The 20,366-nt window shown below is 55.3% G+C and carries 18 protein-coding genes; 11 read left to right on the top strand and 7 right to left on the bottom strand.

From position 1 onward, the window contains the following. Window positions 1–92: 92 nt before the first annotated feature. Genes C813_RS41490 through puuE form a run of 3 tightly spaced genes read left to right on the top strand, consistent with a single transcriptional unit; the run spans window position 93 to window position 2,517 of the window. The gene (locus C813_RS41490; protein WP_017458727.1) at window positions 93–809 is read left to right on the top strand and encodes a GntR family transcriptional regulator; all 717 of its coding nucleotides are present in this window, start codon (window positions 93–95) and stop codon (window positions 807–809) included. Next, the gene (locus C813_RS41485) at window positions 809–1,546 is read left to right on the top strand and encodes an aspartate/glutamate racemase family protein (protein ID WP_017458728.1); all 738 of its coding nucleotides are present in this window, start codon (window positions 809–811) and stop codon (window positions 1,544–1,546) included. The genes C813_RS41490 and C813_RS41485 overlap by 1 nt, the downstream gene beginning before the upstream one ends. A gap of 29 nt (window positions 1,547–1,575) precedes the next feature. After that, on the top strand, window positions 1,576–2,517 hold the full coding sequence (puuE, locus tag C813_RS41480) for an allantoinase PuuE (protein ID WP_017458729.1): 942 nt from the start codon (window positions 1,576–1,578) through the stop codon (window positions 2,515–2,517). Window positions 2,518–2,553: 36 nt separating this feature from the next. Here puuE and xni read toward each other — a convergent pair whose 3' ends face one another. From xni to queF, 5 genes are all read right to left on the bottom strand, one after another. Beyond that, window positions 2,554–3,342, bottom strand: a complete 789-nt coding sequence (gene xni, locus C813_RS41475) for a flap endonuclease Xni (RefSeq protein WP_017458730.1) — start codon at window positions 3,340–3,342, stop codon at window positions 2,554–2,556. Window positions 3,343–3,415: 73 nt separating this feature from the next. Next, window positions 3,416–4,783 carry an L-serine ammonia-lyase gene (locus C813_RS41470; RefSeq protein ID WP_017458731.1) on the bottom strand — a complete coding sequence of 456 codons (1,368 nt, stop codon included), beginning with the start codon at window positions 4,781–4,783 and terminating at the stop codon, window positions 3,416–3,418. Between the two features lie 58 nt (window positions 4,784–4,841). Beyond that, a complete protein-coding gene (locus C813_RS41465) occupies window positions 4,842–6,131 on the bottom strand; it encodes an HAAAP family serine/threonine permease (RefSeq protein ID WP_017458732.1) in 1,290 nt (429 codons plus the stop codon). Window positions 6,132–6,582: 451 nt separating this feature from the next. Next, window positions 6,583–7,947, bottom strand: coding sequence for a nucleotide 5'-monophosphate nucleosidase PpnN (gene ppnN, locus C813_RS41460; RefSeq protein ID WP_017458733.1), 1,365 nt, complete (start codon window positions 7,945–7,947; stop codon window positions 6,583–6,585). Window positions 7,948–8,065: 118 nt separating this feature from the next. Then, entirely contained in the window at window positions 8,066–8,911 is an 846-nt protein-coding gene (gene queF, locus C813_RS41455) for an NADPH-dependent 7-cyano-7-deazaguanine reductase QueF (protein ID WP_017458734.1), read from the bottom strand. A gap of 69 nt (window positions 8,912–8,980) precedes the next feature. Between queF and syd the strand changes: the two genes are divergently transcribed. The 4 genes from syd to C813_RS41435 all read left to right on the top strand — a co-directional run bounded on the left by syd (window position 8,981) and on the right by C813_RS41435 (window position 11,736). Further along, complete coding sequence (syd, locus tag C813_RS41450) at window positions 8,981–9,526, top strand: SecY-interacting protein (protein WP_017458735.1); 546 nt, start codon at window positions 8,981–8,983, stop codon at window positions 9,524–9,526. Window positions 9,527–10,157: 631 nt separating this feature from the next. Further along, the gene (locus C813_RS41445; protein WP_025263719.1) at window positions 10,158–10,487 is read left to right on the top strand and encodes a YqcC family protein; all 330 of its coding nucleotides are present in this window, start codon (window positions 10,158–10,160) and stop codon (window positions 10,485–10,487) included. After that, the gene (gene truC / locus C813_RS41440) at window positions 10,487–11,281 is read left to right on the top strand and encodes a tRNA pseudouridine(65) synthase TruC (protein ID WP_017458737.1); all 795 of its coding nucleotides are present in this window, start codon (window positions 10,487–10,489) and stop codon (window positions 11,279–11,281) included. Before C813_RS41445 ends, truC begins: the two co-directional genes overlap by 1 nt. A gap of 5 nt (window positions 11,282–11,286) precedes the next feature. Beyond that, window positions 11,287–11,736 (top strand): flavodoxin, encoded by a 450-nt coding sequence (locus tag C813_RS41435; protein ID WP_020456654.1) that lies wholly within the window; start codon window positions 11,287–11,289, stop codon window positions 11,734–11,736. A gap of 71 nt (window positions 11,737–11,807) precedes the next feature. Here C813_RS41435 and C813_RS41430 read toward each other — a convergent pair whose 3' ends face one another. Then, window positions 11,808–12,095: a hypothetical protein gene (locus tag C813_RS41430; protein ID WP_017458739.1), complete on the bottom strand. Its 288-nt coding sequence runs from the start codon at window positions 12,093–12,095 to the stop codon at window positions 11,808–11,810. A 21-nt stretch (window positions 12,096–12,116) separates the two neighbouring features. On the opposite strand from C813_RS41430, the gene C813_RS41425 reads away from it, so the two are divergent. From C813_RS41425 to C813_RS41410, 4 genes are all read left to right on the top strand, one after another. After that, complete coding sequence (locus C813_RS41425; protein ID WP_017458740.1) at window positions 12,117–13,472, top strand: MFS transporter; 1,356 nt, start codon at window positions 12,117–12,119, stop codon at window positions 13,470–13,472. Next, complete coding sequence (locus C813_RS41420; protein ID WP_017458741.1) at window positions 13,472–14,812, top strand: enolase C-terminal domain-like protein; 1,341 nt, start codon at window positions 13,472–13,474, stop codon at window positions 14,810–14,812. Before C813_RS41425 ends, C813_RS41420 begins: the two co-directional genes overlap by 1 nt. A 20-nt stretch (window positions 14,813–14,832) precedes the next feature. Next, the gene (gene gudD, locus C813_RS41415) at window positions 14,833–16,173 is read left to right on the top strand and encodes a glucarate dehydratase (RefSeq protein WP_017458742.1); all 1,341 of its coding nucleotides are present in this window, start codon (window positions 14,833–14,835) and stop codon (window positions 16,171–16,173) included. An 87-nt stretch (window positions 16,174–16,260) separates the two neighbouring features. After that, window positions 16,261–17,400, top strand: coding sequence for a glycerate kinase (locus C813_RS41410; protein ID WP_017458743.1), 1,140 nt, complete (start codon window positions 16,261–16,263; stop codon window positions 17,398–17,400). A gap of 158 nt (window positions 17,401–17,558) precedes the next feature. Here the strand turns inward: C813_RS41410 and barA are convergent, their stop codons facing one another. Continuing rightward, the gene (gene barA / locus C813_RS41405; protein WP_017458744.1) at window positions 17,559–20,327 is read right to left on the bottom strand and encodes a two-component sensor histidine kinase BarA; all 2,769 of its coding nucleotides are present in this window, start codon (window positions 20,325–20,327) and stop codon (window positions 17,559–17,561) included. Window positions 20,328–20,366: the final 39 nt, after the last annotated feature.

Here is a 20,366-nt window from a genome sequence, read left to right as displayed (position 1 = left end):
ATTAACCAGGCCAGGTTTTAATTTTTTTGTATACAAAATAAATTAACAGTGTATACAAAAATAGATGAATTGAGTAACAAAGGAATTGCGTTATGAACCAGCAAATAGGGCTGCGAACCCCTGCAGATCTGGAAGATAAAGAGCATCTCATTTGGCAATCTTTAATGACCGCCATCGTTGAACATCAATTGCCGCCGGGGAGTAAATTGCCGGAAGAAGCGCTGGCGGAGGTTTTTGGCGTCAGCCGTACCGGTATCCGCAAGGTATTAACCCGCCTTGCAACGGTGCAAATGATCACCATGACGCCCAGACGTGGTGCATTTGTCGCCAATCCCGGCGTTGAAGAGTCAAAAGCAATCTTCACTACCCGGAAAATGATCGAATGCGCCAACCTGCCGCTGGTGCTGGAACATCTTCAGCCGCCGCACCTTGCGGGGCTGGAAAAGATCATCGCGCAGGAAGAAGAGGCGCATCAAAACCATGATGGCGCGGCGGCTATTCGGCATTCTGCGGCGTTTCATATCCAGTTGCAGGCCATTTCCGGTAATGCGGTGGTGACCGACATTATCACCACACTGGCGCAGCGTTCATCGCTGGTAATAGCAGCCTGGGGTGCGCCCTGGCAGCGCGGTTGCCGCTGTGACGATCATGACCAACTGATTACGCTGTTGCGTAAAAAGGATCTATCAGGGCTTAGTGAGGCGATGGCTCACCACTTTGATCATGTTGTTTCCAGTCTGCGCTTCGAGCGCAGCGGCGAAACATTACCGGATTTTGCCCGCCTGTTTGGTGCGCCAGGAGAACACTGATGAGCCAGTTTTGTATACAAGTTATCAATCCCAATACCAGCCCTGAAATGACCGACACCATCGCCAGCGCGGCGCGCAGTGTGGCGGCGCCCGGCACCACCATTCTCGCCAGTTGCCCCTCGCAGGGAGTGGAATCCATCGAAGGGCATTTTGATGAAGCCATTGCGGCGATTGGCGTGCTGGAGCAAATCAAACAGGGCAAAACTCAGGGCGCACAGGGGCACGTAATTGCCTGTTTTGGTGACCCTGGATTACTGGCCGCACGCGAGCTGGCGAGCGGGCCGGTCATCGGTATTGCTGAAGCGGCTATGCACGTGGCAACGCTGGTGGCGACGCGGTTTTCAATTGTAACCACGCTGCCGCGTACGGTGATTATCGCCCGTCATTTACTGCGTCAGTATGGCTTCGAACACCACTGTGCCGCGCTGCACGCGATCGATTTACCGGTACTGGCGCTGGAAGATGGCACGGGTCTTGCTCAGCAAAAGGTACGCGAACGTTGTATACAAGCCAAACGGGAAGATCACAGCGGTGCCATTGTGCTGGGTTGCGGCGGTATGGCGAACCTTGCCAGCGAGTTGACGCAAGAGCTGGGCATGCCGGTGATCGACGGTGTAACGGCCGCGGTGAAGATGGTGGAATCTCTTCTCGCGCTGGGGCTTGGCACCAGCAAATACGGCGATCTCGCGTATCCCAATAAAAAGCCGCTTTCAGGATGTTTCGAACAGCTTTGCTGAAAGCGGCACCGTAAAGAGGTCGAATCAGCATGCAATCAGCAACGGACAAACCTTTCTGGCATTTCACCGCCAACTACCCCCGCGATATGGCAGGCTATGCGGGAAAACCGCCGCATGCCCGCTGGCCGGACGGCGCGCGCATTGCCGTCCAGTTTGTCCTTAATTTTGAAGAGGGCGGCGAGAACCATGTGCTGCATGGCGACGCGGGTTCAGAGCAATTTTTGTCGGATATTATTGGCGCGGCCAGCTATCCCGCGCGGCATATGTCGATGGACTCGCTGTACGAGTATGGGTCGCGCGCCGGATTCTGGCGTATTCATCAGGCTTTTCAGCAGCGTGGCCTGCCGCTCACGGTTTTTGGCGTAGCAATGGCGCTGGCGCGCAACCCGGAGATTGTCGCGGCGATCAAAGCGGCTGATTACGATGTAGTAAGCCACGGCTGGCGTTGGATCCATTATCAGGATCTCGATATCCAAACTGAACGCCAACATATGCAGCAGGCGATTGAAATCCTGCAAACGCTGTTTGGCAAAAAGCCGCTTGGCTGGTACACCGGGCGCGATAGCCCCAACACCCGCAAGCTGGTGGTCGAGCAGGGCGATTTTCTCTACGACAGTGACTATTACGGCGATGATTTACCCTTCTGGACCACGGTAGAAGGGAAGCCTCATTTGATTGTGCCGTATACGCTTGATGCCAATGATATGCGCTTTGCCACGGCGCAGGGTTTTAACACCGCCGAGCAGTTTTATACCTACCTGAAAGACAGCTTCGATGTGCTGTATGAAGAAGGCGAGCATGCGCCAAAGATGATGTCGATTGGCATGCACTGCCGCCTGCTCGGGCGGCCTGGGCGCTTTCGCGCACTGCAACGTTTTCTTGATTACGTGCAAAGCCACAGTGACGTCTGGATCTGCCGTCGCCAGGATATCGCCGAACATTGGCTGAAGCACCATCCGTATAAGGGCTAAAGAGAGGCGAAAAGCCCGCCACCGTGCGGGCTTTGCTCAGCGTGTCAGACGTAGCTGTTGTAAGTTGCCGTTCAGTTGCAGATCTGTTTGCAGACGCGCGACATCTCGACAGGTAAAGGCCATTGCTTTATGCGCTTCCAGTTTTTGCCGCCACTTTTCCGGCACGTCCGTGAGGTTCTCGTACAACGCTTCCAGCGTCGGGAAGGTGTTTAACAGTTGGGTGGCGCTTTTCGGGCCAATGCCAGCAACGCCTGGCACTTTAGAACTGCTGATCCCCGCCAGCCCCCAGTAATCCGGCAATTGCTCTGGCGTGACGCCATACTCCTGCGCGATAAAGGGCGCATCCAGCCAGCGTTTCTGGAAATAGTCGCGGATGCGAATGGTCGGGGAAAGCAACTGGCAATAGCCTTTGTCCGTGGAAACAATCGTCGCCTGCTGCCCGGCCTGCGCCATTTTCACCGCCAGCGTCGCGGCGAGATCGTCCGCTTCGTTACCCGGCGTTGCCCAGCAACGAATGCCGCGCTGCTCAAAGGCGCTGCGCAATGCGGGCATCTCGGCATGAAGTGTCTCCGGCATAGGAGGACGCCCGGCTTTATAGTCGGGCAATAACTGGTGACGCCACCCCTGGCTGCGGGCCTCATCATCGAACACCGCCACGGCGTGAGTCGGCTGGCTGTGAACCACAAGCTGTTCCAGCGCGTGCAGGCAGGTGTCTACACAGGGCGATCCCTGCACCGCGTGGATCCGGCGAATAAGATTAAGCGCGTCGACAATTAACAGATGAGCCACAGATACCCTCCTTGAAATCGTGCCTAAGGGTAACATCGCGTGCGGTGTGAGGCTATGAAGCGGGGGATAATCAGGAAGATGCCTCGCAAAACGAGGCATCTGGCACGGCTTAATCGCAGGTTACGATCTTCATCGCCAGGCCACCGCGTGAGGTTTCGCGGTACTTGGCGTTCATGTCTTTCCCGGTTTCGTACATGGTTTCGATGACTTTATCCAGGCAGACGCGCGGCTCGCTGGTACGGCGCAGCGCCATACGCGCGGCGTTCACCGCTTTCACCGACGCAATGGCGTTGCGCTCAATGCACGGCACCTGTACCTGGCCTGCGACCGGATCGCAAGTCAGACCGAGGTTGTGTTCCATACCGATTTCCGCCGCGATGCAGACCTGCGCCGGGCTTGCGCCGAGCAATTCCGCAAGGCCTGCGGCAGCCATCGAACAGGCAACACCCACTTCGCCCTGGCAGCCTACTTCCGCGCCGGAGATGGAGGCGTTCATTTTATAGAGCGAGCCAATCGCGCTGGCGACCAGCAGATAACGAGCCAGTGAATTCGCGTTCACCTGGCGAATAAACTTGTCGTAATAAGCCAGTACTGCCGGAACAATGCCGCACGCGCCGTTGGTTGGCGCGGTCACCACGCGACCACCGGCGGCGTTCTCTTCGTTAACCGCCAGCGCAAACATGTTGATCCAGTCGACGACCTGCATCGGATCTTTACTGGTGTTATCGCTGCTGACCAGCATGCGGCGCAGCGCGGCAGCGCGGCGCGGAACGCGTAATTTGCCCGGCAAAACGCCTTCGGTGGTAATTCCACGCTCAATACCGCCCTGCATCACTTCCCAGACGCGCGCGAGATGCTGTTCCAGCTCCTCTTTGCTGTGTAGCGCCAGTTCGTTCTTCATCATCAGGCCAGAGAGCGACAGCCCGCTTTCCTGGCAGTGACGTTGCAGATCCGCCGCATTTTTGTACGGGTAAGGTACGTCGACAGGCGCGTTGTTGGTCTGGCCAAAATGTTCTTCGTCGACAATAAAACCGCCGCCGATGGAGTAATAGGTCTGGCTATAGAGAACCTTGTCGCCCGCGAGCGCGGTAATACGCATGCCATTTTCATGTAGGGAGAGGTTATCGGCATGGAAGTTCATGCATTGATCGACCGGAAACTCGACTTCATGCTCGCCGTTAGCCAGCAGCAGACGACCGTGCGTATTTACGTCCTGAATAAATCCCGGGATGGCATCGATATCGACGCTATCCGGCAAGTTACCCGCCAGACCCATAATGATAGCGATATCGGTGTGGTGCCCTTTACCGGTCAGAGAGAGGGAACCGTAAACGTCTACCACCACACGGGTCACGTCGTGCAGCATGCTGCGAGTAATCAGATCGTCAGTGAATTGTTTACCGGCTTTCATTGGGCCAACGGTGTGCGAGCTGGAAGGGCCAATGCCGATTTTGAAAATATCGAATACGCTGATCATGACGCATTTTCCATTGCAATGAGAGTCGCGCCGCCCGTGGCGAGCGGCGCGAAAGAGATTAGCTGAACAGAGAGAAGAAGATCGCGGAGATAGCGATAAGGCCCATGATAACAATGAAGATATTGCTGATTTTACCGCTGTATTTACGCATTGCCGGTACTTTGGCGATAGCGTACATCGGCATCAGGAACAGGATCATCGCGATAATCGGGCCACCCAGGGTTTCAATCATTCCCAGGATGCTCGGGTTCCAGGTCGCCACAGCCCAGGTGGTCAGCAGCATAAACAGCGCGGTAATGCGGTTCAGCTTGTTGATTTCGATGCTTTTGCCTTTACCACGCAGAGACTTAATAACCATACCGTTGAAACCTTCACGCGCCCCCAGATAGTGGCCGAGGAAGGATTTGGTGATGGCGATCATCGCGATGATCGGCGCCATCCAGGCGATAATCGGTGCGTTAAAGTGGTTTGCCAGGTAAGAGAGAATCGAAATGTTCTGCTGTTTCGCCGACGCCAGATCAGCCGGAGAGAGGCTCAGTACGCAGCTGAACACGAAGAACATTACCGTCAGCACCATCATGATGTGTGCGAACGCCAGAATACGTGAACATTTGCTCTCTGCTTCGTTGCCGTACTCTTCACGTTTTGCCACCGCAAACGAGGAGATGATCGGCGAGTGGTTAAAGGAGAACACCATTACCGGAATGGCCAGCCACAGGGTCATCCACAGGCCGTTGCCGGTCGCAGACGTGCTGCTTAAAGACAGGGTATCGAGTGCCGCACCGTTCCACTGCGGGATCAGGTAAACCGCCAGCAACATCAGGGCGATAACAAACGGGAACACCAGAATACTCATCGCTTTTACGATCATCTGCTCGCCAAAACGCACGATGGTCATCATGCCGACAATCAGGATCAGCGACAGAATGGCGCGCGGCGGCGGCGTCATGCCCAACTGGTGGGTCATGAAGCTGTCAACGGTGTTGGTGATCGCCACGCTGTACACCAGCAGGATCGGGTAGATAGCGAAGAAGTAGAGCAGGGTAATCAGTTTACCCGCGCCGATACCAAAGTGCTCTTCAACCACTTCGGTGATGTCTTCGCCTGGGTTTTTACCCGACAGCACAAAGCGAGTCAGACCGCGGTGTGCAAAATAAGTCATTGGGAAAGCGAGGATAGCCATAATGATCAGCGGAATTAAACCGCCGACACCGGCGTTAATTGGCAGGAACAGTACACCAGCGCCGATGGCAGTACCGTACAGGCCCAGCATCCACATGGTATCCGTTTTGCGCCATGAACTTCGTGTAGCCGATGTGGCCAGCGTACTGGTTTGAGTGGTTTCCATTTATAAATCTCCTGGGAAAAGCAAAATGCTGGCATGACGGGCGAATACAATGCCTGACAGGCTGGCGGTAATATTAAATTCGGTCAATCACGGTTTTTTTATAATTTCTTTCCGCAATTATTTGCGGCGGAAAGATACATTTATGTTATGACTCTATCAGTGATCGGGATCGCAATTGCAATAAATCACTTTTTATGTGGATATATTTAGACCATCTATCTACTTAATGATCGAGAGATGAAATTTATGGGCGCGAAGGCTATCACCAGCAAGATTTGCGATCAAACGCACACCGTTGAAAGACGATAAATACCCTGTAAAAAAGCGCTATCGCAGTGATTTATCGACGTTTAAAGGCAACTGAAACGTAAGAATATGCTGGCGATATTGCTGAGTGTCAGACGGGGGAAAAGCCGAGGTATAAGGGCGACTTATGGGTCGCCCTGGAAGATCAGGCGCAGATTTCGTAGCAAGGAATGTACGCGCTGCCTGGCAGTTTCATACGATGCTGGGCGACAAAGCCCTGTAGCAGGTCATCCATACGGCGCATCATGTCGCTATCGCCATGAATTTTATACGGGCCGAACTCCTCAATCGCCCGAATGCCGTGTTCTTTCACGTTACCCGCCACGATGCCTGAGAACGCCCGGCGCAGATCCGCGGCTAACGTTTCTACCGGCTGATCCGGATAAAGTTTCAGGTTAGCCATATTTTCGTGCGTCGGTTCAAACGGCACCTGCAGATCCGGCGCGATACGGATAGACCAGTTGAAACTATAGGCATCCCCGGTTTCACGACGGTTCTCTTTCACGCGCGGCATCGCTTTTTTCATCTGCCGCGCCACTTCAGCCGCATCATTAATGATGATGGTGTAGTGTTGTCGCGCGGCTTCGCCCAGCGTGTTGACGATAAATTCGTCCAGCACACGGAAATAGTCCGCACTCTCTTTTGGCCCGGTCAGGATCAGCGGTAGTACCTGGTTTTTGTTGGCCGGGTTCATCAAAATCCCCAGCAGATACAACAACTCTTCCGCCGTGCCTACGCCACCCGGGAAGATGATGATGCCGTGCGCGATACGGACAAACGCTTCCAGACGTTTTTCAATATCCGGCATGATGATCAGTTCGTTGACCAGCGGGTTTGGCGGTTCAGCGGCAATGATCGACGGCTCGGTCATGCCAATAAAACGGCCCTCTTTATAACGTTGCTGCGCGTGACCGACGGCGGCACCTTTCATGGGCGCTTCCATCGCGCCCGGGCCGCAGCCCGTACAGATATTTAGCTCGCGCAGGCCAAGCTGGGTTCCCACGCGGCGAGCGTACAGGTACTCGGTTTCGTTAATGGAGTGACCACCCCAGCAGACCACCATGCTCGGCGCTTCGCCGACATGCAGCGCGCGGGCATTACGCAAAATGGAAAAGACCAGGTTGGTGATATGAATGGAGCTTTCCAGATTTAAATGCTGGACGCGTCCGGCGTTATGAATCTGCCCATTAACGAAGAGAATATCGCGCAGAACAGCAAACAGGTTGGCCTGTAGCGAGCGAATAATACGCCCGTCGACAAAGGCCTCTTCCGGTGGGTTGATCAACTCCAGCTTTACACCGCGTTCACGGCGTAACACGTTGATATCAAAACTTTCGTTACGGGAGAGCAGCTCTTTGCTGCTGTCGGTCTGGCTCCCTGAGTTCAGTACAGCGAGCGAGCAGTTGCGAAACAGTTGATACAGGTCGCTGCTGGCCGTGCGTTTAAGCATATCGACTTCCAGCTGCGACAGCATATCCATTGAGCCAAGCGGGCTAATATGTGTAATCAAGTGAACTCCTTTACGGGACGAAAATTTTATCTTTCCCGTGATTACAATAGCCCTGGCTTATGACGTTTAACAACCTGTCGCGTGGGATCTTCTACGCAGAGTCGTAAAATGTTGTGTTTTACTGACGTACTAACCGTCCGGTGGCCGGAACAAAGTCGGTGTTGGTACGCCAGGGGTTGATATCCAGCCCGCCGCGTCGGGTATAGCGCGCGTAAACGCTCAGTTTTTCCGGCTGGCAGAAACGTTGAATGTCCGTGAAAATGCGCTCGACACATTGTTCATGAAATTCATTGTGATGGCGGAAAGAGACCAGGTAGCGCAGCAATTTTTCACGGTCGATTTTCGCGCCACGATACTGGATTTGTACCGAACCCCAATCCGGCTGGTGGGTGATCAGGCAGTTCGATTTTAATAAATGGCTAACCAGCGTCTCTTCGACAACTTTACCGCTGGCGGCATCGGTTAACAGCGTGGCGTCAAAGTCGTAGTTATTGACCTCAATATCCTGATCGTCGATACAGGTGCCGTGAAAATGGGCGACCGGCTGCCCTTCCAGCTCATCAATACGGTACAGCACCACGCTGACGTCACCCTGGGCGCAGGCGCTCAAATCGCGCTGCAGCGTGTCGCGCACCTCTTGCCAGCTGGTAAAACGTGTCTGGTTAAAACTGTTGAGATAGAGCTTGAAGCTTTTCGATTCCACCAAATTGACGCTGGCGTGATCCAGCTCAACGTGGCCAACCGCCACCTGCGGCAAACCTTTCGCGTTGAGCCAGGAGAGCTCATACAACGTCCAGATATCCGCGCCGCGAAAAGGCAAGTTCTCAGCGTTTAAGCCTAACGGATCGCGGTTTAACGAACGGGGAACGCCCTGCAACAAGCTGGCGTCGTAGGTGTCGCGGTAATCGGTGGTTTTGCCAAGCGTCAGGCCAGCCAGCGCCTGGTGGTTATCATAAGAGGACATGTTTCATCGCCATTTTGCAGGTAAACTATGACGCAGAGTTTATCCTGGCTTATGTGAAGAGAGAAATCGGTGGAAAAAGAGACGGCGCATGCCCTGAAAGCCTTTACGGAACGTTACTGTAATGCGTGGCACGCAGAGCGAGACAGCTGGCCGCAAAGCGAAGAACTTTACGGTATTCCCTCGCCGTGCATTATTTCTTCCACTGATAAATACGTTATCTGGCAGCCAAAACCGTTCGTACCGGAACGAAATGTAAACCCCATTGAACAGGCCATGGAAATTGTGGTACAAACGCCGCTCCATACCTTTTACACCACACAATTTGCCGGTGATATGACCGCGCGTTTTGGCGAATTGACGCTGACGCTGCTGCAAACGTGGAGTGAAGATGACTTCGTGCGTATGCAGGAAAATCTGATTGGTCACCTTGTGACGCAGAAAAGACTGAAGTTATCACCTACACTTTTTATTGCCACGCTCGACAGCGAACTGGATGTGATTTCGCTGTGTAACCTCAGCGGTGAAGTGGTGAAAGAGACGCTGGGTACACGTCAGCGCACCGTTCTTGCCCCAAGCCTCGCCGTATTCCTCGACCAGCTCGAACCCGTTGTGTAATCCTCTATACTACTCATCTTGTGAGAGATCTCTTACACGACCTGTAAGAGATCGCCAGGTCTTTTTCCATACTTCTGATGCGCCTTCTCATTCATAATTAATATAAATCATGAGGTTAATCTAAAACCTTTCATCTTTTATAACTTCATTCAAAGGCGAATTTGCGTTAAGTATTCTTGTAAGACGCCACGTAATCGGTAATTCTATTTGAGTCGACACGGAGTCTGACAACGAAGCGTACATCAGGATGATGTTGTTTCGAGGACTCACCAGGATGGTGCTGCAAGGAAAGGCTTCAGGACGAAGCAAGGGGACATCGCTGGAATGCGTTAACGGACACCTCCAGGACGGAGAATGAGAGCCGGTAAGGATACCCGGCAGATCAGGAAGATCCAGGACACGCTTTACGGATGAGGCCATGTCACATCGGGGTGGTGTGAGCAAGATGCGCTGTTTAAGGATGAACGGGTCAGGAGACCGCAGGAAAAGTTTTCATGGATGAGCAGGGAGCACACGAGTAGCGGGACTGCTGCGAAACGAACCGGGAGCACTGTTTTTACAGTGCTCCCTTTTTTTATTTGTTCCGCTCTTTGGTATGCTGCGCGCCAGTCTGATTATTCCGGGGGGTTATATGACTCAACATCAACGCGTGCGCGAGCAACTTCATCTTCTCGAAGCGCAACTGCGCGAACAGAATCTTTGGCAAACCAGCGCGCCAGCGGCAAGCGCTTTCGAAAGCACACAGCCTTTTTGCATGGACACCCTTGAGCCGTTCGAATGGCTGCAATGGGTGCTCATTCCTCGCATGCACGCTCTGTTGGATGGTCAGCAGCCGTTGCCGCAGGCGTTTGCCATTGCGCCATACTATGAAATTGCCCTGGATGCGACCCATCCGTCCCGTGATGTGATGCTGGTGCATTTACAGCAACTTGATGCGCTGTTCAGCGACGAAAACGCCTGATGCTGGAGATTATTTACCAGGATGAGTGGCTGGTGGCGGTGAATAAACCGTCCGGCTGGCTTGTACATCGCAGCTGGTTGGATCGCGATGAAAAAGTGGTGGTGATGCAAACTGTGCGCGACCAAATCGGCCAGCACGTTTTTACCGCCCATCGCCTCGACAGACCCACTTCCGGCGTGTTGTTAATGGGCTTATCCAGCGAGGCCGGTCGCCGCTTATCGCAGCAATTTGAGCAACATCAGATTCAAAAACGCTATCACGCGATTGTGCGCGGCTGGCTGATGGAAGAGGCATTGCTTGATTATCCGCTGGTCGAAGAGCTGGATAAAGTGGCCGACAAGTTTGCCCGCGCCGATAAAGAGGCGCAGCCTGCCGTAACCCACTATCGCGGGCTGGCAACGTGCGAAATGCCGGTGGCGACGAGCAAATTTCCCACCACGCGCTATGGCCTGGTCGAACTGGAACCGAAAACGGGCCGCAAGCATCAATTGCGTCGCCATCTGGCACATTTGCGCCATCCGATTATTGGCGACAGTAAACACGGCGATTTGCGGCAAAATCGTAGTGCGGCGGAACACTTTGGCTGTAACCGCCTGATGCTGCATGCCAGCCAGTTAACGCTCACGCATCCATTTACCGGCGAACCATTAACGATTCGCGCCGGGCTGGATGAAACCTGGATGGGCGCGCTGTCGCACTTTGGCTGGCGCGGGCTTCTCCCTGAAAATGAAAGGGTTGAGTTCTTGCCAGTGAGCCGCCAGGATGAGGGCAATCAGGAATCACGCAAGGAGTGATGAGCATGGCGAAGGTCGGAATTTTTGTTGGCACCATGTACGGCAATTCGCTGCTGGTGGCGGAAGAAGCGCAGGAGATCTTACAGGCGCAGGGCCACAAGGCGACGGTATTTGAAGATCCCGAAGCCAGCGACTGGGAAAACAACAAAGGCAATTACGCGCTGATAGTGACCTCCACGACCGGTCAGGGCGATTTGCCGGAAAGCATTGCGCCGCTGTTCCACTATCTGCGCGACACCGTGGGTTATCAGCCCGATCTCCACTATGGCGTCATTGCCCTGGGCGATAGCACATACGCCCATTTCTGCGGCGGGGGTAAGCAGTTCGATGCCTTGCTGCAAGAGCAAGGTGCGCAGCGTATCGGGGAAATGTTGCTGATTGACGCCAGCGAAGACCCGGAACCGGAAACCGTTTCAAATCCGTGGGTTGAGCACTGGGCGACCCTGCTGAAATAACCTGTCTTCCTCTCCGTTCGCGGGGAGGAAACCTCTCTTTTTGCCGCGTCAAGCGACGCATTTCACACTCTTTAACGCTGCCTCTCTTTTGACCGCCTTCGGTCATGCTCCATTTTCATTTCCGTGAAGTACTCCCCATCCGCCTGGGCTAATGCCTTAAAGGGCATAGCCGCGCCCGGCGAATGTTGTGTTGTTGCACGGTGAGAGTTCAAAAGGCGCTCCATATACTTTTTCTTGCCAGTTAAAAAAACGCGGCCCGCCGGGTAGGGCAAACCCGGCAGGAGCAGCAAAAACACAATGACATCATCCTGTCTTCCCCTACAGGTTGCGCCGTACAGGATGAATGGACAAAAGAACATTTATGCTTCGGGAGTACAACCATGAGTACATTTAGCCAGGCGGCGAGCGGCGCTGAAAAGCGTACCAACGCCCGCTACTGGATAGTGGTGATGCTGTTTATCGTCACATCCTTCAACTATGGCGATCGCGCAACGTTGTCGATTGCCGGTTCGGAGATGTCCAAAGCGATAGGTTTGGATCCAGTCGGTATGGGTTATGTTTTCTCCGCGTTTTCATGGGCTTATGTGATTGGCCAGATACCGGGCGGCTGGTTGCTTGACCGCTTCGGATCAAAACGCGTCTATTTCTGGTCTATTTTCACCTGGTCACTGTTTACCTTGCTGCAAGGTTTCGTCGACATCTTTAGCGGCTTTGGCATCATCGTTGCGCTCTTCACCCTGCGCTTTATGGTCGGTCTGGCCGAATCCCCTTCCTTCCCTGGCAACAGTCGCATCGTTGCGGCCTGGTTCCCGGCGCAGGAGAGGGGCACGGCGGTGGCGATTTTTAACTCCGCACAATACTTCGCGACAGTGATCTTCGCGCCGATCATGGGGTGGCTGACGCACGCTGTGGGCTGGTCACATGTGTTCTTCTTTATGGGCGGTCTCGGCATTTTCATCAGCTTCCTGTGGCAGAAAATGATCCACGAGCCGAACCAGCATCCGGGCGTTAACAAAAAAGAGCTGGAGTACATTGCTGAAGGTGGCGCGCTGATCAACATGGATCAGGCGAAAAGCGCGCAGCATGTTCCGTTCTCAGAAAAATGGGGGCAGATCAAACAGCTGCTGGGCTCCCGCATGATGATCGGCGTCTATCTGGGCCAGTACTGTATTAACGCCCTGACCTATTTCTTTATCACCTGGTTCCCGGTTTACCTGGTACAGGCGCGCGGCATGTCGATTTTGAAAGCAGGCTTTGTTGCGTCAATCCCGGCGATCTGCGGCTTTGTGGGGGGCGTACTGGGCGGGATTATTTCCGACTGGTTAATGCGCCGTTACGGCTCGCTGAACGTGGCGCGTAAGACGCCAATTGTATTGGGAATGCTGCTCTCCATGAGCATGGTGTTCTGCAACTACACCGACTCCGAAACGCTGATTATCGCTTTCATGGCACTGGCTTTCTTCGGTAAAGGTATCGGTGCGCTGGGCTGGGCGGTGATGGCAGATACCGCGCCGAAAGAGATCAGCGGCCTGAGCGGCGGTCTGTTCAACATGTTCGGTAACATCTCCGGCATCGTGACGCCGATTGCCATTGGCTACATCGTCGGCACAACCGGCTCGTTTAACGGTGCGCTGATCTATGTCGGTATCCATGCGCTGGTGGCGGTACTGAGTTACCTGGTTCTGGTGGGTGATATCAAGCGTATCGTGCTGAAACCTGTGACAGGACGTGAATAATGAACACACAAGCAAGCCCCATTATCACAGAGATGAAAGTCATTCCCGTGGCCGGGCATGACAGCATGCTGATGAATATCGGCGGTGCGCATAACGCTTACTTTACCCGCAACATCGTGGTGCTTACCGATAACGCCGGAAGCACTGGCGTTGGTGAAGCGCCGGGCGGCGAAGTGATCTACAAAACGCTGGTCGACGCCACGCCGATGGTGGTGGGGCAGGAAGTGGCGCGGTTGAATAAAGTGGTGCAGCGCGTACACAAAGGCAACCAGGCGGCGGATTTCGACACCTTCGGTAAAGGCGCCTGGACCTTTGAACTGCGCGTGAACGCGGTGGCGGCGCTGGAAGCTGCCCTGCTGGATCTGTTAGGCAAAGCGCTGAACGTCCCGGTGTGCGAGCTGCTTGGCCCCGGTAAACAGCGCGATGCGGTGACGGTGCTGGGTTATCTGTTTTATGTTGGCGATCGCACCAAAACCGATCTGCCCTATCTGGAAGCGACGCCTGGCAGCCATGAGTGGTATCACCTGCGTCATCAGGAAGCGATGAACAGCGATGCGGTCGTGCGCCTGGCGGAAGCGTCGCAAGATCGCTACGGCTTTAAAGATTTCAAACTCAAGGGCGGCGTGCTGCCCGGCGAGAAAGAGATCGACACCGTGCGGGCGCTGAAAAAACGCTTCCCGGACGCGCGCATCACGGTTGATCCCAACGGGGCCTGGCTGCTCGACGAAGCCATCAGCCTGTGCAAAGGCCTTAATGATGTGCTGACCTACGCGGAAGATCCGTGCGGTGCGGAACAGGGCTTCTCCGGGCGTGAAGTGATGGCGGAGTTCCGCCGTGCCACCGGCTTGCCGGTTGCCACCAATATGATTGCCACCAACTGGCGTGAAATGGGCCATGCGGTGATGCTAAACGCGGTGGATATCCCGCTGGCGGATCCGCACTTCTGGACGCTTTCCGGCGCGGTACGCGTGGCGCAACTGTGCGACGACTGGGGCTTAACCTGGGGTTGTCACTCCAACAACCATTTCGACATATCACTGGCGATGTTCACCCACGTTGGCGCGGCAGCACCGGGAACGCCAACCGCCATCGACACCCACTGGATCTGGCAGGAGGGCGATGCGCGCCTGACCAAACAGCCGCTGGAGATCCGCCAGGGAAAAATCGCCGTACCCGATGCGCCAGGCCTTGGCGTAGAGATCGACTGGACGCAAATCGAAAAAGCGCACGCGGCATACAAGAAGCTGCCTGGCGGCGCGCGCAATGACGCAGGCCCGATGCAGTACCTCATCCCAGGCTGGACGTTTGACAAAAAACGCCCCGTTTTTGGACGTCATTGATAGACCAAAAGGATTAAAAAATGAGCACATACAGTTCGACACCCATTGTCTCCTCCATGCAGGTTATCCCGGTTGCGGGCCACGACAGCATGCTGATGAACCTGAGCGGCGCACACGCCCCGTTCTTCACCCGCAATATCGTGGTGATTAAAGACAATGCTGGTCACACCGGTGTCGGTGAAATTCCCGGCGGCGAGAAAATCCGTCAAACGCTGGAAGACGCTATTCCGCTGGTGGTCGGTAAGACGCTGGGAGAGTACAAAAATATCCTCAACACCGTGCGCAGTAACTTTGCCGACCGCGACGCTGGCGGCCGTGGCCTGCAAACTTTCGATCTGCGTACTACGATCCACGTGGTGACCGGCATTGAAGCGGCGATGCTTGATCTGCTCGGTCAGCACCTCGGTGTGAACGTCGCTTCCCTGCTTGGCGAAGGCCAGCAGCGCAGCGAAGTCGAGATGCTCGGTTATCTGTTCTTCGTTGGCGACAGCAAAAAAACGCCGCTGCCGTACCAGAGCCAGCCGGATGACAAATGCGACTGGTATCGCGTGCGCCACGAAGAGGCGATGACGCCAGATCGCGTGGTGCGCCTGGCGGAAGCTGCGTATGAGAAATACGGTTTTAACGATTTCAAACTGAAAGGCGGCGTGCTGGCGGGAATGGAAGAGGCCGAAGCGATTTCCGCGCTGGCAAAACGTTTCCCGCAGGCGCGCGTGACGCTCGATCCGAACGGTGCCTGGTCGCTGGATGAAGCGATCAAAATCGGTAAGCACCTGAAAGGCGTGCTGGCGTACGCGGAAGATCCGTGCGGCGCGGAACAGGGCTTCTCCGGTCGTGAAGTGATGGCGGAGTTCCGCCGCGCGACCGGCCTGCCGACGGCGACCAATATGATCGCCACCGACTGGCGTCAAATGGGCCATACGCTGTCACTGCAATCAGTGGATATCCCGCTGGCGGATCCGCACTTCTGGACCATGCAGGGTTCGGTACGTGTGGCGCAGATGTGCCACGAGTTCGGTCTGACGTGGGGCTCGCACTCTAATAACCACTTTGATATTTCGCTGGCCATGTTCACCCATGTTGCTGCTGCGGCACCGGGCAATATCACCGCTATCGATACACACTGGATCTGGCAGGAGGGCAACCAGCGCCTGACTAAACAGCCGTTCGAAATCAAAGGCGGGATGGTGCAGGTGCCGAACAAACCGGGTCTTGGCGTGGAGCTGGATATGGACCAGGTGATGAAAGCCAACGAGCTGTATCAAAAACACGGTCTCGGCGCGCGTGACGATGCAATGGGAATGCAATACCTGATCCCAGACTGGAAATTTGATAACAAACGTCCGTGCATGGTGCGTTGATGAAATTGCCAGTCCTTGCGGGGGCTGGCATTTCCTCATCTTTGCTGGGTGTATGCTTAAAGCCGTGAATATGCGTAAGGATGGCTTATGAAAATTGTGATCGCACCAGACTCTTACAAAGAAAGTTTAAGTGCCCTGGATGTGGCGACCGCGATTGAGAGCGGTTTTCGTGAAATTTTCCCCACGGCGGAATACGTCAAAATACCGGTGGCGGACGGTGGCGAAGGGACGGTTGAAGCCATGGTCGCCGCTACCGACGGGCGTATCGTTAAGGTCACGGTAAAAGGCCCGCTCGGTGAGCAGGCGGAAGGGTTCTACGGGATTTCTGGCGACGAACAATCCGCTTTTATCGAAATGGCCGCCGCCAGCGGGCTGGAAATGGTGCCGCCGGCCAAACGCGATCCGCTCATCACCACGTCGTGGGGCACCGGCGAGTTGATTCGCCATGCGCTGGATGCGGGCGTAAAACATATCATCATTGGCATTGGCGGCAGTGCGACCAATGACGGTGGTGCTGGCATGGTGCAGGCGCTTGGCGCAAAGCTGCTGGATGAGAACGGCCAGCAGATTGCGCTGGGTGGATCAGCGCTGGAAACCCTGGCGCGAATTGATACTGCACAACTGGATAAACGCCTTGCCGAGTGCCGTATTGAAGTGGCGTGTGACGTGACCAATCCCCTCACCGGAAAAGAGGGGGCGTCGGCGGTGTTTGGCCCGCAGAAAGGGGCGACGCCGGAGATGATCGCGCGTCTGGATAAAGCGCTCGGACATTATGCGCGGATCATTGCCCGCGACCTGGACCTGGACGTGCTGCACCTGGCGGGCGGCGGTGCGGCAGGGGGGATGGGGGCGGCGCTGTATGCGTTTTGCGGCGCTGAGTTGCGCCAGGGTATCGAGATTGTCACCGATGCGCTGGCGCTGGATGAGTACGTGATTGGCGCTGACCTAGTGATCACTGGCGAAGGCCGTATCGATAGTCAGACGGTGCACGGCAAAGTGCCAGTGGGCGTGGCGAAAGTGGCGAAGCGACATAATATTCCGGTGATCGGCATTGCCGGCAGCCTGACCGCCGATGTTGGCGTGGTGCACCATCACGGCATCGACGCGGTATTCAGTGTGATCTACAAGGTCTGTTCGCTGGAAGACGCGCTGGAAAATGCCGGAGAAAATGTCCGCATGACCGCACGCAACGTGGCAGCAGTGCTGAAAGCAGGGCAAAAGCTGTAGCCGCAAACCGCCCGATAGCATGCACGCTTATCGGGCTTGTTCTAACGCGTTCTCACTGGCCTGGTGGTGGCGTGTTGAGTGGATAATCAATGTGTCGTTTATCCACTCGCGGATAAACCGCGTCTAACCTCAATTCCCGTCATCGGTTATGCGCCTGACTACCCCAGCAATTTGTGTGCTTCGCGGGTGACGTTATCCATCTCATCGAGCAGTTCCAGAAACTCCGGCTCCAGCTCTTCGGCCGCAACGCCACTACGTAACTGCTGTTCAATCAACTGGCAGAGGTTTTTCAGCCGCGGTACGCCGCTGTAACCGCAACTGCCGTGCAACTTATGGATCCCTTCAGAAAGCCCTTGCGGCGCTTCGCCAACCAGCTGTTCTTCCACCATATTGCGGATCTCCGGCAGGAACTCGACCAGCATATGAAGCATCTCGCGCGCCAGATCCGTTTTCCCTGCCGCCTGACGCAGCGCCAGTTGCCAGTCGAGCGTGGTATCGGCGTCAACCACGATATCCGCAGGCGCTACTGCCTGTTCCGGTGGCGTCAGCCAACTGCCGATATCCGGGCCGGGTTTATAACGGCGTAGCAGACTGCGCAGCTTGTTCTCTTCAATGGGCTTCGCCAGATAGTCATTCATCCCGGCGCTGAGCAGTTTCTCTTTTTGTCCGGCCATTGCATGGGCAGTAACGGCGATGACCGGCGTTTGCTGCTGGTGCGGCAACTGGCGAATCAGCTCACAGGCGCGAATGCCATCCATGTCCGGCATCTGAATGTCCATCAGGATCAGATCAAACTGTAGCTGCCGGGCGCGCTCAATGGCCTGTATACCGCTTTCACACAGCTCGACATGCTGCACCTGATCTTCCAGCAACGCGCCGATGAGCTTCAGATTGGCCGGGTTATCGTCCACGGCCATTACCGTCATCGGCAGTTTTGTTTCATCTGGCGGCTGAGCCTGCGTAATGCGAGTCGCACGGCAATATTCCGTGAGCGCGGGCAGCAGGCGGGTGGTGGTCAGGGGTTTCAGCAGGCAGGCCGCCGCACCGTCTTGTTTCAGCTCCTCGGCATTCACCTGCGCATGGCAAGGCAGCGCTAACAGCAGGTAGTCAGTCATGGCGGCGGCTCGTGCGAGGCGGTCGTGCTGCATGTTGAGCGGCTCACGCACCGTCACCGGAATCGCCATCAGCAGAATGTCGTAATGCGCCTGCGGCAGCGCCGAGAACGACGGGCTGTAAATCACCTCCAGCGGCGTTTCGTGCAACACGTCCAGCGTGCTTTGCGCGGCTGTCGCATTGGGCTCGACATAGGCAAGGCGTTTGCCCGCCAGACAGCCGGTGGCTGGCGCTTCGCTGATGGCGTTTGGATTGAGATCGAGATTAATGTGGAACCAGAAGGTGGAGCCGCGATTCGGCTGGCTATGGAAGGAGATATCACCGCCCATTTCATTGACCAGTCTTTGGGTTATCACCAGCCCCAGCCCGGTACCGCCGTGGCGGCGAGAGATGCTGGCGTCGGCCTGACGAAACGCCTGGAACAACCGCGACTGATCGCGCTCGGGGATGCCGATGCCGGTATCGCGGATCTGCATCTCAACCTGCACTTTGTTGTTACTGATGGCGCGCTTCTCGACCACAATGTCGATATTGCCATGCTCGGTGAACTTGATGGCGTTGCCGACAAGATTGGTGATCACCTGTTGCAGACGCAGCGGGTCGCCAATCACGTTATCCGGCACATCGTTTTTGATGTTCAGCGTCAGTTCCAGCCCCTTGTCGTGCGCCGAGTGGGCCAGCAGGATAACCACTTCATCGAGCGTATTGCGCAGCGGGAACGGGATGCTTTCCAGAATTAACTTGCCCGCCTCGAGCTTGGAGAAATCCAGCACGTCGTTAATGATCGCCAGCAGGTTGTTCGCCGAACGTTCAATCGTCAGCAGGTGATCGCGCTGCGTAGGGTTAAGCTCAGATTTCAGCGTCAGGCGGGTAAAGCCAATCACCCCGTTCAGCGGCGTGCGCAGCTCATGGGACATATTGGCGAGGAACTCAGACTTGATGCGTGCCGCTTCCTGGGCGCGTTTTTTCGCCAGATCCAATTCGACGTTCTGGATCTCCATCTGCTCCAGCGTTTCGCGCAGATCGGAAGTGGACTGGTCAATGTTGTGCTGCATCTCTTCGTGGTAGGCCGCCAGCGACATCGCCATCGAGTTGATGCCGTTTTTCAGCATATCCAGCTCGCCGAGCATAAAGCCTTCAACACGGCTGTCGAGCTGCCCGCGTCGAATGCGGTCAACGGTGTTCACCATATTACGAATCGGGCTGGTCACGTCGCGCATTAAGCGCCAGCCGAAAATCAGCGCAATGCCAATACAGAACAAAATCATCAGGCTGGAGATAAAAATCTCTTTGTACTGCTGTAAACGTACCGATTTGAGATCCAGCTCCAGCGCCACATAACCGAGCATGTTGCCGGTAATTTTATCCGCCGGTAGCGCCGTGTTGGTTTGCGTAAACCCTTCGGAGAGGATGGGGGTGCGCAGGATCATCACATCGCCGCGCCGGGAGACGCTGAGCCTGCGCGGAAAAGGTTGCCCTTCCGCCAGCCGGAGATTATCGCCATCAAGCTGGAAATTAGAGGAAACGAATACGTTATTCTGCCCATCGTAAATGGAAATTGCCCGCACAATATCGGAATGACGGCGATGCAAAACGCTCACCAGTTGGCCTATCGCATCTTTGTCCTGCAACGTCATGCTGTATTCGCTCGAGACCGCCAGCGGCTCAATGATACTGGCTCCGGCGTCTTCCAGTTGACGCTGCAAATCGTTATAGCGGTGAACGACAAAGAAGATGCTGAGAAGCACACCGATAAGCACGGTGGGCGCCAGAATCAGGATCATCATGCGTGCGCGCAAGCTGTAGTTGGTCATGGAGTTCCGTTATGGGAGAATTAGGCCATTAATCTGTAA

The sequence above is a fragment of the Kosakonia sacchari SP1 genome, from assembly GCF_000300455.3.
In the GTDB taxonomy this organism is placed as follows: Bacteria; Pseudomonadota; Gammaproteobacteria; order Enterobacterales; family Enterobacteriaceae; genus Kosakonia; species Kosakonia sacchari.
Note: the sequence above shows the minus strand (reverse complement) of the source record. Positions and strands in the feature narration are given on the sequence as shown.

Excerpts from the sequence above, each read along its gene's own strand:
- C813_RS41410 (WP_017458743.1), top strand. The coding sequence starts at position 16,261 with ATGAAAATTGTGATCGCACCAGACTCTTACAAAGAAAGTTTAAGTGCC.
- C813_RS41490 (WP_017458727.1), top strand. The coding sequence starts at position 93 with ATGAACCAGCAAATAGGGCTGCGAACCCCTGCAGATCTGGAAGATAAA.
- C813_RS41420 (WP_017458741.1), top strand. The coding sequence starts at position 13,472 with ATGAACACACAAGCAAGCCCCATTATCACAGAGATGAAAGTCATTCCC.
- xni (WP_017458730.1), bottom strand. The coding sequence starts at position 3,342 with ATGTTACCCTTAGGCACGATTTCAAGGAGGGTATCTGTGGCTCATCTG.
- C813_RS41485 (WP_017458728.1), top strand. The coding sequence starts at position 809 with ATGAGCCAGTTTTGTATACAAGTTATCAATCCCAATACCAGCCCTGAA.
- C813_RS41470 (WP_017458731.1), bottom strand. The coding sequence starts at position 4,783 with ATGATCAGCGTATTCGATATTTTCAAAATCGGCATTGGCCCTTCCAGC.
- queF (WP_017458734.1), bottom strand. The coding sequence starts at position 8,911 with ATGTCCTCTTATGATAACCACCAGGCGCTGGCTGGCCTGACGCTTGGC.
- C813_RS41430 (WP_017458739.1), bottom strand. The coding sequence starts at position 12,095 with ATGTTCTTTTGTCCATTCATCCTGTACGGCGCAACCTGTAGGGGAAGA.
- C813_RS41465 (WP_017458732.1), bottom strand. The coding sequence starts at position 6,131 with ATGGAAACCACTCAAACCAGTACGCTGGCCACATCGGCTACACGAAGT.
- barA (WP_017458744.1), bottom strand. The coding sequence starts at position 20,327 with ATGACCAACTACAGCTTGCGCGCACGCATGATGATCCTGATTCTGGCG.
- C813_RS41425 (WP_017458740.1), top strand. The coding sequence starts at position 12,117 with ATGAGTACATTTAGCCAGGCGGCGAGCGGCGCTGAAAAGCGTACCAAC.
- puuE (WP_017458729.1), top strand. The coding sequence starts at position 1,576 with ATGCAATCAGCAACGGACAAACCTTTCTGGCATTTCACCGCCAACTAC.
- C813_RS41445 (WP_025263719.1), top strand. The coding sequence starts at position 10,158 with ATGACTCAACATCAACGCGTGCGCGAGCAACTTCATCTTCTCGAAGCG.
- gudD (WP_017458742.1), top strand. The coding sequence starts at position 14,833 with ATGAGCACATACAGTTCGACACCCATTGTCTCCTCCATGCAGGTTATC.
- C813_RS41435 (WP_020456654.1), top strand. The coding sequence starts at position 11,287 with ATGGCGAAGGTCGGAATTTTTGTTGGCACCATGTACGGCAATTCGCTG.
- truC (WP_017458737.1), top strand. The coding sequence starts at position 10,487 with ATGCTGGAGATTATTTACCAGGATGAGTGGCTGGTGGCGGTGAATAAA.